Consider the following 11,856-nt stretch of genomic DNA (forward strand, 5'->3'; position numbering starts at 1 on the left):
GAGCCTTCGCCGCGTAGAGACTTGCACGGCAACGCCGGCCCCATACCTCGGCGAGAACTCGGCATGTCACAGGTCTCCGCTAGCCTTCGTAGCGTCATGGATGAGATCGAATCAAGGCGCTCTGTCGTCTTCCACAGCACCGGTTCGGGCAAGACAGCCGCTTTCGCCAGGGCCCTGCGGGAGCAGATGCGAGGGCTTCACTCGCGCGGAAGGCGGAACAGCAGCTCGACGAGCTGCTTGACGTGGCCGCCGCCACGAGCCGCCTAGCTTTTTGCGCCGTCTAGATCGCGCATGTGTGCCCCAGTGCCAAGAATCTGTGCCGGTCCCGTCACCCGATGGGCCTCCGATCGTTGCTTGATCGACCTGTGCCCTTGGTCCAACGGCACCGGAACTCAGCCCTGACGGGTCGGAGCGGACGGTCGGCGGATCTAGCTTGAGCGCGGTCGGCTCCAGGTTCAGTCGCCCGCCGGACGGCGAACCTCGGTAGGATGACTACTTCGGCGGAAGGAGCCGTACCAGATGGAGCCGGGCTACTACGGAGTTGTGTCCGTGGACTCCGCCATAGGCATCGGCGTGACGGCGTCCAGCTGGTGCACGCTGGCGGGAGTCGTTAAGCAGGACACATCGGTTCCGTATACCGTTGCCAATGAGTACATCTGCGGATCTTTAGGGCAAGCCGTCGGGTTGCCCGTTCCTCCCGGCACTATCGCAAAGCTCAACGACGACAGCTACGCGTACGTTGCTCTCAAGTTTGGGATCAAAGGCGACTCCTTGCCTCCCGTTGACGCGGCGGCTATGGTCTTAGCCAAGCCGACTACTGCGGCTGGCATCGCAGTATTTGACTGCTGGATTCTAAATTCCGACCGGCACAATGGAAATCTGGCGTTTTCTCCGGCAAGTGGAACCGTCAGCATGTTCGATCATGGTCATTCTCTCCTTGGCCCCAACGCTGGCAACGGTATCGCCCACTTGGATGGTCTGCGGGATCAGCCGTATTGGTACGGTTGCCTGCCTCCGGAACTTCAATATTCGACCCATCTGCATCGTTGGGCCGAACGGATCTCGTCCGTCCACGACGACCTTTTAGCCGAGATTCCGCAGCGAGCGGCTGACCTTAGGCTTTGCTCGCCGCCGGAGGCGGCAAAGATCTCCGAGGTTTTGACTTTCCGCAAGAAGCGCCTCGCGGACTATCTTGACCAAAGCAAGGCGTCTTTTCCCAAAGTCAATGATTGGGGAGGGGGAGTCCTGTGACAATCGAATGGATGCTTGCAAAATACATCCCGGACGTTCAGCGTAACGAACCGGTGAACGTAGGTGTCGTCCTTCGATACAACGACGAGACACTGTGCAAGTTCGTCGGGGAAAATGCGGCCGGCAATATCGACGGACGGAAGACCGGCACCAGGTTCGCTTCGCCAGAGGCCTACAAGCTTTGGGTGAAGCACTGGAGATCTGCGATCAGGAATGCTCCAAGCTTCCAAAAGCTCAGCGAGAGTCGGCGAGGCGGTGACAATTATTACCTGGAGCCGGGTGGCCAATTTATGATTGGCAATCCGGAGGCGGGTCCGAACGCCCTGCTGGCCGAACTCTTCGAGCTCCTCGTTGACAAAGACGACGCCGCGGCGCCCGACGTCTTGCAGCTAAGTGAACGAGCAATCCGAACTCTTCCGATGGCCAAAGAAATTCAACGAGACTCGGACATTCTCGTTCATCATGCCGGTGGAGAGGACGAGTTGCGATTCCATTATCGCTACGACAACGGTCGACCTCACCTGATGCAGAGGGTAAATCTGTCGCCCGATGCACGAACTTGGGACCGAGTACATTCTATGACTTGGTCATTCGAAAAGGTTGTTGCCGCTGAAGATCCTGAGCTAAAGGAGTCGCAGTGTATTGCTCTGGTGAAATATTCGTCGGAGGAGAGCGCTGGGCTGCATCGCCAACTAGGGCAGCTGTCTCGGCTAGCTCAAGTTGTAAATGTCGGCGACGTTAGCTCGGCCCAAGCCGAGCTTCTTGTGTTGCTTGAGCACTAAGCTAGAACCGGTCGAGTGCCGAACGGTGCAATGAGCCATTTCCATCGTGACGGTGCAGGTCACGGAGGCCAGCGGTCCGATGTGGACGTGCGGCGAGGCTCCCGGTAAGAAAGCAGTCGACCAAAATCCGATGTCCCCAACCGGGAGCCTCGCTGTGCTGTCTTACCCTGCCGCGATTCCGCTGCCCACCCGGACTCTGAACCACCTCGCCGGCCTCATCCCGCCGTCGGCGCGACCAGCGCCGATCGCGTTGGCGGCGCCTCGACCCAGGACGCCAAGCCCTGCTCGCCTGGCCCATCTGCGAAACGGTGACATCTACACCCGCCTGGCCTGGGGTTTCGAGATCAGCGTGGCCACCGCCTGGCGCTACGTGCGCGAGGCCGTCGACCTGCTCGCCTCGGCCGCCGATGATCTGGCCACCGCGATGGGCCGGATCCGCGCACTGGCGTACGCCATCCTCGACGGCACGCTGATCCCGATCGATCGAGTCGCCGATCAACGACCTGACCGCCGCCCGTAGCCACGGCATCGTCGGCGCGTTGAGCAGCGCAAACGTGATGACCTTCGCGGACAAGGCATACCAGGGAGCCGGCGGTACCGTCCGGACGCCGTTCAAACGCCACCGCTACCGGCCAAAACTGTCTCGCAGGCAGAAGGCCGTCAACCGCTCACACGCCCGCATCCGAGCCCGCGGCGAACGCGCCAACGCCACCCTCAAGACCTGGAAGATCCTGGCGAAACTGCGCTGCTGGCCCCGCCGGGCGACCGCGATCGTGCAGGCCATCCTCGCCCTGCATCACGTCGAGGCGGACCGCTACCGAGGATGAAAATAACTCAGAGATTCGGCGATCGCGGCGGCGTCGCACGCCCGCCCGTACCAGGTGTATTCGACACCGTCTCGGCAAGTGACTGGAACGTCCACGTCTTCGTTGACCAAATCGCGTTGGATGCGGAACCGACCGTTAACGGCAACTACGGCAGTGAGCCGCGCAAGCTGGCCGGCGTGGATGAACCCGGTCACCGCAGCCAGCTGCGTCCAGCGGGCACCGTCGAAACCTATCCCGTCAAATCCAGCCTTCGAGTCGTTGGTCAAAAAAAACCCGCCCTGTTACATGCGATTAGAGCGGCAGTGAGCCCTTGCGCGTCGTCCTCGTCTACGTCAACCGTTCCGCCGTAACCCGGCTGACTCCTGATACCGCCCGAAAGCCACCGCGCGGTCAGCGCAGCGACCTCATCGAGGCTTTCCGCGGCCCGCCACAACGGCCGATCCTCGGGCAGCAGGCCGTCATCGATCTCCGCCACCGCACCTCCACCTTGATTTGGGCGCCTTTTCAGGGCGGCACATCATCGTGTCGCACCGATCCGACGGCTCGACTGGTCCTGGAGCGGCGTGTCACGCTGCCGCGTCGTACTCTGGCCCGAACTTCCACCGCCAATCAAGACGGTGCCGCCCGAACGGGCGGCGGCTGCCCTTCCCGGCGGGCTTCAGGCGAATGTCGGCCACGGTGCGGATGATGTCGCGCTTCACCGCTACCTCGTCGCCGAGCTCAGCCCACGCCTGCACGGCCTGTTCTCCGATCCGGCCGCGCAGCACCGGTGGGATGCCCGCTTCGGCGGCGCGTGCATCGTGTGCGGCGATCTGCTCCAACAGGCCCTTCTCCGCCCGCGCGAACGAGATCGGGGTGACCTGGCCGGTCTCGGCGAGCTTGCGCCAGTCCTCCAAGTCGCCGCGCAGTCGGTCCGCCTCGGCGTGCGCGTGCGCGACGTCCGCGTCGGTGGCGGTCTGTGCGGTCAGCAGGTCGTAGATGTCCGGGCGTGACAGCCACGCCACTACAACCCGCTGCACGTACTCGTCCAGCACCTCCATCGGTACCGCCGCGCACTTCTTCTTCAGGCATGCATACAGTTCGCTGGTCCAGCCGCGCCGTGTGGCGGTGTTCCGGGATGTCGGCCCGCCGCAGACGTCGCACAGGACGATGTAGGACAGCAGATGTACGGCCCGGCCGGAACGGGTGGTCGTCCGGGACGGGTCCTTCAGCAGGCGGACGGCCGCCCAATACACGTCGGCGTCCACGAGGCCGTCCCAGACGCCGTCCCCGACGATCTCTCCGCGCAGGACGCGCTTGCCGATGTAGGCCGGGTTGAGCACCATTTTGCGGATCACCCCGCGCCGCCATGTTGTCTCCGCCGGGGACGGCACGCCGCGGGCGTTCAAGTCGTTCTCGATGGTGATCAGCGGGGTTCCGCCGGTCACCTTGTCGAAGATCTCCCGTACGACTCCCGCGCGGGTGTAATCGGAGGCCGTGCCATCGGCCGCCGTCGCCTGGCGGATCTCCTCGTCGGCTTCCTGTCGCTCCAGCGCCCGGGTCCGGCTGTGGTAGATCCGCCGGTACCCGTAGGTGATCTTCCCGTGTGGGCGTCCGGCTTCGGCTGCGCCGACGATCCCGCGTAACACGTTGTCGCGGATCGAGTCGGCCATCCACTCGGCCTGCACGGCCTGGAAGCCGAGCATCATCCGGTCGTTCTTGTCGCGTAGGTCGAACAGCACGCCGCCGACCAGCCAGAAGTACATGCCAGCCTCGACGCACATGTCCCGGATCTGGACGTAGACCGCGAGGTCGCGTTCCTTGCGGGCCATCTCCCAGATCACGAGCACGTCGCCCTTGCCGGAGCGGACGGCCTCGATCAGCAACTCGAACTCCGGCCGGCCCTTGGTCGCATGCCGCGACGCCGACCGGTCGTTGTCGGTGAACGACCCCGCGTCCGACCAACCGTGCGAGGTGATCTCCTTCGCGTTCAGTACGCCCTGGTCGTGAACGCTCTTGCCCTGTTCCTTCTTGTCCTGGCTGGCCCGTTGATACCGCAACGCCCGCACCTCGGCACCACCGGCCAGCAGCGCAGCCTTGGTGTCGAACCGCGTCGCACCCCGCATCTGTCCTGTCCGCCGTACCATCGATCGAAGTCCTTCCGATCACACCGCCTATCGATTAGTGTCAAATTTAGCTGTTAACGACCCTTGGGAGTGCCGACCGAGCAGCCGAGCGTCTCGGCGACCTCGGTCTCGCTCAGGTCGCCGAAGTAGCGCAGCACCAGCACCGCCCGCATGCGTGGGGGCAGGGTGCGCAGCGCGGCCACGACCTGCTGGCGGTGCTCGACCGAGCCGTACGGGTCGGGGCTCGGGCCGTCGGTGCTCAGCAGCGGGACCTCGCTGACCCGGCGCCGGCGTCGCCACGACGTCGCGGTGTTGACCATGGCCTTGCGGACGTAGGCGACCGGCGCCTCCATCCGCGCGACGCGTCCCCACTTGCGGTGGGTCTTCTCCAGGGCCGCCTGGACGAGATCCTCGGCGTAACCGCGATCGCCGGTCAGCAGATAGGCGAGCCGCACGAGCGGCGCCCAGTGCAGCTCGACGAAGGCGCGGAAGCCGTCGTCCGGCGGTGCATGTGATGACATGTGAAGCTAACGCCGCCCCGCACTCAAAAGGTTGACTGCGATTCTAGGGCGCGCGACCCCCATCACATTCGTCTCATATCACCATGTAGCGCCTCGGTCAGGACTAACTTGAGAACCGGATCTAACAGAGGGTGATGAGAGAAAGACAGAACGTTGCTGGAGTGGCTTGTCGTCGCCGGGGGCCTCGCCCTGTGCGCCCTGATCGCAACGCTGCTGCGTCGCACGGTCCGTCCCGCTGTCCACTCCGGTTACCACGCGATGCATGCGCGCGTGCAGCCCCATCTGCCCGAGCGCGTACGCCGCCTGGCCCGCTGGTGCCTCGACCGGATCGACGGCGCCGCCGCCCGGACCGTCCTCGTCTCCGCCGTGGCCGCGGGCCTGGCCTGGTCCGCGGCCGGACTGCTGCACCTGGCCGGCCCCGTGATTGCGGCGATCTCCGCCACCCTGTCCGTCCAGATCAGCTCGCACGCCTCGGTCCGCGAGGGCGCGCGGCGGCTGCTGGCCACGGTCGCCGCGATCGGGGTGGCGGTCGGCGTGTGGCACTTCTTCGGCCTGCACTGGTGGTCGGTCGCGGTGATCGCGGGCTGTGGCCTGGCCGCCGGGCGGCTGCTGCGGCTCGGTGACGGCGCGGTCGCGGTGCCGGCGACGTCGCTGGGCATCCTGGTCGCCGGCAGCTCGATCACCGAGGCCCTCATGTGGCAGCGGGTGGCGGCGACCGCCCTCGGTATCGTCGTCGGCGCGATCCTGTCGCCGCTGGTCGGCGGGGAGACGCCGCTCGAACGGGCCCGGCAGAAGCTCGCCCACCTCTCGGCCGAGATCGCGCTGCTGCTGGGCGACCTGGGCGCCGGCGCCCGCGGCGGCTACACCCGCGAGGCGGCCGCCGAGTGGCTGGCCCGTTCCCGCGGGTTGGGCGAGGACCTGGCCGACGCGGTCACCGCGGTCGACGACCTGAGCAAGCAGGCCCGCTGGTCGCTGACGACGCCGGTGGCCCACGTGGTGCCGCTGCAGCAGACGCTGCGGGCCCTGGAGCACGGTGTGGACCAGGTCAACTCGGTGGCCCGGTCGATGTTCGACGCGATCGCGACCCCGATGACCGCCGGCGTGCCCGAGCAGATCGGTCATGTGCTCACCACCGCGGCCGAGGCGTTCGCCGCGCACGCCGATCTGGTGTCGGAATCCGATACCGACGTCACGAAGGACGCCGGTCATCTCGACGACCTGCTGGCCGATCTGCGCGAGGCGCCGCGCCGGACGCTGCGGACCGTGCGCAGCGAGCTCGCCGACACCGGCGTGCTGGTGCTCACCGGCTCGATCATGAACGACGTCGACCGGATGGCCGGCTCGCTGGCCGGGTCGGCGCCGGCCCTCGCGGTCGGGGAAACCGCACCGGAACCGGGCATCCCGGCGGTCTCCGAGGTGCTGCCCGCCGTCCGCCGCCTCTGGGACCGCCGCCGCGAGGAGACGTCCGTCTGATTTGGACGGCGTTACGGGCTGATTTCCGGGGGCCCGCTCAGGAGATCCGGTGTACTTGGGTCATTTGATCGGACAGCCCTGTCGCCCCAATGTGACGGAGACGTTACGGTGAGGAGGCGCCGGGGCGCGTGTGACCGGTGGCACAAGCGTGTCATGAGCTGGCTGGATCGAAAATTCTTCGTCCCGTCCGCCCATCCGCCGACGCGAGCACGACGAATAGACAAGCAGGAGTACACAGGAAAAAAGCTTTCCGGGGTGCCTGCCGGATCACGGTCCGGGCACGGGTGCTGGCGTCCATCGGCGAGGTGATGTGGTGATCCGGGTTGCGGTGGCCAGAGACGAGGGATATTTCGGCGTCCCCGTCCGTGCCCTGCTCGAGTCGAACCCCGACATGCATTTCATCGGCACGCTCCCCTTCGGCAACGACTTGCCGCAGGTGGCGTCCGAGATGTGGCCCTCCGTGATCGTGATCGACACGGAATACATGGTGAGCCAGGTGCTGCCCGTGGCCAACGCGGTGCGCTCGGCCAACCCCTCCTGCGCGCTGCTGCTGCTGTGCGATCCGAACAAGCGGGGCATGCTGCCGCCGCGACATCGCTCCGGCCCGCTCAACTTCCTGCCCAAGGACGCCTCGGCCAACCTGCTGGCCGACTCGGTGCGCCGGCTCGCGGGCGGCGAGCGGGTGGTGTCGGCCCGGCTGCAGACGGCCTCGCTGCTCACCGACAAGGGGCTGACCACGCGCGAGCTCGAGGTGCTGGGCCTGGCCGCCGAGGGCGAGCCGGTCAAGGAGATCGCGCGCAAGCTGTTCCTGTCGGGCGGCACGGTGCGCAACTACCTGTCGGCGATCATCGCGAAGACCGGCGCCCGCAACCGGCTCGACGCGATCCGGATCGCGCGCAAGGACGGCTGGCTCCGCTGATAGGTACCGTTGGTGCGGTGCCGTCCGGTCAACTCGAGGTTCCCGCGCTCCCGGTGCTGATCCCGCTCGGAACGGCGCTCATGGTGGTCGCGGCCGTCGTGCTGCACCGCCGGCGCGCGCTGGCTCCGGGCCGGCTCGTCGCGGCCTGGGCCGCCGGGTGGTATGCGGTGGCCGTGCTCGGCGCGACCATGCTGCCGCTCGACATCGCCTGGGGGCCCGAGGCGGGTGGCCCCGAGCTCTTCCGCTTTCTGCTCGTCCCGTTCCTCGACATGCGGGTCGACGACTTCATCCTCAACGCCATCATGCTGCTGCCCCTGGCGGCGGCGCTGCGCGTGGTGGCCGGGGTGCGCGACCGCCGCCGGGTGGTGCTGACCGGCTTCCTGCTCAGCCTGTCGATCGAGACGATCCAGGCGCTGCTCCTCGTCTTTCTGCACGGCGACCGCTGGGCCGACGTGAACGATTTGATGGCCAACACGCTCGGCGCCTGGCTGGGCTGGCTGATCATCCAGGGGCCGGCCGTGTCGCACGCACTGGATCGCTGGGCCATGACCGGTCAGGCGGAAGAGCCCGATCCGATCACCCGCTCGTAGAGGTCGCCGGCCTCGGCCGCTCAGGTTGAGCCGATCACCCGCTCGTAGAGGTCGCCGACCTCGGCCGCTCAGGTTGAGCCGATCACCCGCTCGTAGAGGTCGCCGACCTCGGCCGCCATCCGCTCCGCGTCGTACCGGTCGCCGGCCGATCGGGGCTCGAGCCGCCCGCCCGCCCGTTCGGCCAGGCAGAGCACCTCGGCCCGCAGCTTGCGGGGCAGCGACTCCGGGTCGTGCGGGGTGAGCCGCTGGGCGCCCTCGACGGCCTTGTCCTCCAGGGGCTCGCACGTCGCGTACAGGGCCGGCAGCCCGGCCGCGATCGCCTCCAGCACCACCAGCCCGAACGTCTCGCGGCCGGGCGAGGCGAAGACGTCCATGGCGCAGAGCATCGCGCGCGCGTGCCGCACCGGCCCGGCGAACAGCACCCGGTCGGCCACGCCCTCGATCGCCGCCAGCCGTTCCAGCCCGCGCCGGGCCGAGCCGTCGCCGACCAGCAGCAGCACCGCCCCGGGCACCTCGGCCACGGCCCGGATCAGCACGTCGAACCGTTTGCGGGGCTCGAGCCGGCCCAGCCCGCCGATCACCGGGGTGCCGGGCGCGATGCCGAGCCGGGCCCGGACCTTGGCCCGCAGCGCCTCGTCGAAGCCGAACTCGCCGGGGTCGAGCGCCTTGGGGATCACCGTCAGCCGGTTGCCGGGCACGCCCCACCGGCGCAGCCGCTCGGCGATGAGCGCGGACACGGCGATCGTGAACCGGCCCCGGCCCCGGTGGGCCAGTACCGTCCGGCGGCCCTCGTCGAGGTGATATTCCGTCGCCACGACCTGCGCCGTCCCGGCCAGCCAGGCGGCCAGCCGGCCCTGCACGCTCGCCCGGAACAGGTGGGTGTGCACCACGTCGAAGCCGCCGCGCCGGGCCAGCCGGCGCAGCCGGACGATCGCGCCGAGGTCGAGGTCGCGGCTGCTGACGATCTCGTGCACGGCCGTGCCGCTGGCCCGCAGCCCGGCCAGCACCGGCCCGGGCGGCGACAGGGTGACCACCTCGCTCTGCTGCGGCAGGTGGCGGATCAGCAGTCGCAGCTGATGCTCGGCGCCGTCGCCGGCCCGGGCGCTGATCACATGCAGCACCCGAACGGCCATTTCTGACTACCCCGCTATCGCATTGTCGACACTTCGATTGCGTGCACCGCAGAATGGACGTTCGCAGGGGTCGGGGTATGAATGACAGTCGCAAATGTCATGCCTAAGTAGAGAGACTTTCACGTTTTGTGAATGGCTGCTCGATCATAACTTGCCTGGCCACGTGCGGTGTCATGCGAAACATGAGTGATCCTCGCATCGCGCATGACAATTGCCACTGTATTCACCCGGCCCCTCCTGGCACGCTCGGAACGCAGGCGAAGAAAGCGTGCGGATCACATTCCCGGCCGCGGTGATTGATATTACCGGGCGCCTTTTCCTTGCCTTGTGAAGAACCTTCCCGGCAGGAGGAATTCATGCAGGTACGCAGTGCGGCGCCCCGCGCGGAGACCGACGAACCGGGGGGTCGATGGCCGGGCTCGCGCCGGCTGGGCACGATTCTTCCGGGCCGTGCCGCCCGGGCCGCCGTCGACGCGCTGGCCCTCGGGCTCGCGCTGGCCATCGCCACCGTGCTGCGCCACGACGGCGACCTGGCCGAGTCCCACCTCAACGAGGTGCTGGCCCTGGCGGCGGTGGCGGCCGTCGTGCACACGCTCGTCGGGATCCGCTTCGGGCTCTACACCGGCCGGTGGGCGTACGGGTGCTTCGAGGAGATCGCGGCGCTGGCCAAGACCGCGGCGGTCACCACGCCGGTGCTGTTCGTCCTGGACACGTTGCTCGGCCGGCTGGTGCCGCGGTCGGCCATCATCGCGGCCGGCCTGATCGGCCTCGTTCTCGCGGCCGGGGTGCGTTACGCCGTACGCGTCGCCCGCGACCAGCGCCTGCGGCCCTCACCCGTGCACGGCGGCCGCGTGGTCGTGATGGGCGCGGGCGAGGGCGCGGCCCAGGTCGTCCGGGCCATGCTGCGCAACCCCGGCAGCCCGTACGTGCCGGTCGCCCTGCTCGACGACGACCCGGCCAAGCGCACCCTGCGCGTGATGGGCGTGCCCGTGGCCGGCGACCGGCACGCGATGGCCTCGGTGGTCAGCCGATACGAGGCCGACATCGTGCTGATCGCCATCCCGAGCGCCGGCGCCGACCTCGTCCGCGAGCTGACCGACCTCGCCCGCCCGACCGACGTCGAGGTCAAGGTCGTGCCGCCGGTCGTCGAGCTGTTCGGCCGCACGGTCAGCGTCGACGACATCCGCCCGGTCAGCCACGCCGACCTGCTGGGCCGCCGCGAGATCGGCCTCGACCTGCGGGCCATCGCCGGCTATCTGACCGGCAAGCGGGTGCTCGTCACCGGCGCGGGCGGCTCGATCGGCTCGGAGCTGTGCCGCCAGCTCGTCCGGTTCGAGCCGGCGGCCCTGGTGATGCTCGACCGCGACGAGTCCGGGCTGCACGCCGTACAGCTCTCGATGGACGGCCGGGGCCTGCTCGACGACCGCAACCTCGTGGTCGCCGACATCCGCGACCAGCAGCGGCTCGACGAGGTCTTCGCCGAGCACCGGCCGCAGGTGGTGTTTCACGCGGCCGCCCTCAAACACCTGCCACTGCTCGAGATGCACCCGTCCGAGGCGCTCAAGACCAACATCCTCGGGACGTACCAGATCCTGCAGACCGCGCTCCGGCACGGCGTCGAGCGGCTGGTCAACATCTCCACCGACAAGGCCGCCGACCCGGGCAGCGTCCTCGGCTACTCCAAGCGCATCACCGAACGCCTGACCGCCGCCGCCGACGAGTCCGGCCGCGGCACGTACTGCAGTGTCCGCTTCGGCAACGTGCTCGGCAGCCGCGGCTCGGTCCTCACCGCGTTCGCGGCCCAGGTCGAGGCGGGCGGGCCGATCACGGTCACGCACCCCGAGGTGTCCCGGTTCTTCATGACCGTCCAGGAGGCCGTACGCCTGGTCGTGCAGGCCGGTGCGCTCGAGAGCAACGGCGAGGTGCTGGTGCTCGACATGGGCGAGCCGGTCCGCATCGCCGACGTGGCCCGCCGCCTGGCCGACGCCGCCGAGCGGCACGTGTCGATCGTCTACACCGGACTTCGGCCCGGCGAGAAGATGCACGAGAGCCTGTTCGGCGAGCGCGAGCACGACCGCCGCCCGAACCATCCGCTCATCTCGCAGGTGCCGGTGCCGCCGCTCGACGGGGCCGCGCTCTCCCTGCTCGACCCGACCGCCACCCGGCCCGAGCTGATCGCGGTCATGCGCTGGCTCGCCGAGAGCCCGGCCCTCTCCGTCGCCCGTCAATACCTGAAAGCCAGCTAAGGAGCCCAC

At 68.1% G+C, this 11,856-nt stretch carries 10 protein-coding genes and 1 pseudogene; 7 read left to right on the forward strand and 4 right to left on the reverse strand.

Annotated elements, in window-relative coordinates; all coding sequences use genetic code 11:
* Nucleotides 1-549 precede the first annotated feature (549 nt).
* The 3 genes and pseudogenes from JKJ07_RS44470 to JKJ07_RS44480 all read left to right on the forward strand — a co-directional run bounded on the left by JKJ07_RS44470 (nt 550) and on the right by JKJ07_RS44480 (nt 2,860).
* The gene (locus tag JKJ07_RS44470) at nt 550-1,251 is read left to right on the forward strand and encodes a HipA family kinase (RefSeq protein ID WP_202998119.1); all 702 of its coding nucleotides are present in this window, start codon (nt 550-552) and stop codon (nt 1,249-1,251) included.
* Nucleotides 1,248-2,033 (forward strand): hypothetical protein, encoded by a 786-nt coding sequence (locus tag JKJ07_RS44475; RefSeq protein ID WP_202998120.1) that lies wholly within the window; start codon nt 1,248-1,250, stop codon nt 2,031-2,033. The genes JKJ07_RS44470 and JKJ07_RS44475 overlap by 4 nt, the downstream gene beginning before the upstream one ends.
* A gap of 154 nt (nt 2,034-2,187) precedes the next feature.
* Nucleotides 2,188-2,860, forward strand: a pseudogene (locus tag JKJ07_RS44480) (transposase family protein).
* A 262-nt stretch (nt 2,861-3,122) separates the two neighbouring features.
* Here JKJ07_RS44480 and JKJ07_RS44485 read toward each other — a convergent pair.
* The 3 genes from JKJ07_RS44485 to JKJ07_RS44495 form a co-directional block, all read right to left on the reverse strand.
* Entirely contained in the window at nt 3,123-3,335 is a 213-nt protein-coding gene (locus JKJ07_RS44485) for a DUF6919 domain-containing protein (protein WP_202998121.1), read from the reverse strand.
* 91 nt (nt 3,336-3,426) lie between these two features.
* Nucleotides 3,427-4,908 carry a recombinase family protein gene (locus JKJ07_RS44490; protein WP_307834758.1) on the reverse strand — a complete coding sequence of 494 codons (1,482 nt, stop codon included), beginning with the start codon at nt 4,906-4,908 and terminating at the stop codon, nt 3,427-3,429.
* A 131-nt stretch (nt 4,909-5,039) separates the two neighbouring features.
* Nucleotides 5,040-5,486, reverse strand: a complete 447-nt coding sequence (locus tag JKJ07_RS44495; protein WP_202998123.1) for a SigE family RNA polymerase sigma factor — start codon at nt 5,484-5,486, stop codon at nt 5,040-5,042.
* A 153-nt stretch (nt 5,487-5,639) separates the two neighbouring features.
* On the opposite strand from JKJ07_RS44495, the gene JKJ07_RS44500 reads away from it, so the two are divergent.
* From JKJ07_RS44500 to JKJ07_RS44510, 3 genes are all read left to right on the forward strand, one after another.
* Nucleotides 5,640-6,959: an FUSC family protein gene (locus tag JKJ07_RS44500; protein ID WP_202998124.1), complete on the forward strand. Its 1,320-nt coding sequence runs from the start codon at nt 5,640-5,642 to the stop codon at nt 6,957-6,959.
* Nucleotides 6,960-7,272: 313 nt separating this feature from the next.
* Nucleotides 7,273-7,878 carry a response regulator transcription factor gene (locus JKJ07_RS44505; RefSeq protein WP_202998125.1) on the forward strand — a complete coding sequence of 202 codons (606 nt, stop codon included), beginning with the start codon at nt 7,273-7,275 and terminating at the stop codon, nt 7,876-7,878.
* 17 nt (nt 7,879-7,895) lie between these two features.
* Nucleotides 7,896-8,468 carry a VanZ family protein gene (locus tag JKJ07_RS44510; protein ID WP_202998126.1) on the forward strand — a complete coding sequence of 191 codons (573 nt, stop codon included), beginning with the start codon at nt 7,896-7,898 and terminating at the stop codon, nt 8,466-8,468.
* Nucleotides 8,469-8,536: 68 nt separating this feature from the next.
* Here JKJ07_RS44510 and JKJ07_RS44515 read toward each other — a convergent pair whose 3' ends face one another.
* Complete coding sequence (locus tag JKJ07_RS44515; RefSeq protein ID WP_202998127.1) at nt 8,537-9,601, reverse strand: glycosyltransferase; 1,065 nt, start codon at nt 9,599-9,601, stop codon at nt 8,537-8,539.
* 356 nt (nt 9,602-9,957) lie between these two features.
* On the opposite strand from JKJ07_RS44515, the gene JKJ07_RS44520 reads away from it, so the two are divergent.
* The gene (locus JKJ07_RS44520) at nt 9,958-11,847 is read left to right on the forward strand and encodes a nucleoside-diphosphate sugar epimerase/dehydratase (protein WP_202998128.1); all 1,890 of its coding nucleotides are present in this window, start codon (nt 9,958-9,960) and stop codon (nt 11,845-11,847) included.
* Nucleotides 11,848-11,856: the final 9 nt, after the last annotated feature.

The organism is Paractinoplanes lichenicola (genome assembly GCF_016785085.1).
Classification (GTDB): Bacteria; Actinomycetota; Actinomycetes; order Mycobacteriales; family Micromonosporaceae; genus Actinoplanes; species Actinoplanes lichenicola.

Excerpts from the sequence above, each read along its gene's own strand:
- JKJ07_RS44520 (WP_202998128.1), top strand. The coding sequence starts at position 9,958 with ATGCAGGTACGCAGTGCGGCGCCCCGCGCGGAGACCGACGAACCGGGG.
- JKJ07_RS44515 (WP_202998127.1), bottom strand. The coding sequence starts at position 9,601 with ATGGCCGTTCGGGTGCTGCATGTGATCAGCGCCCGGGCCGGCGACGGC.
- JKJ07_RS44495 (WP_202998123.1), bottom strand. The coding sequence starts at position 5,486 with ATGTCATCACATGCACCGCCGGACGACGGCTTCCGCGCCTTCGTCGAG.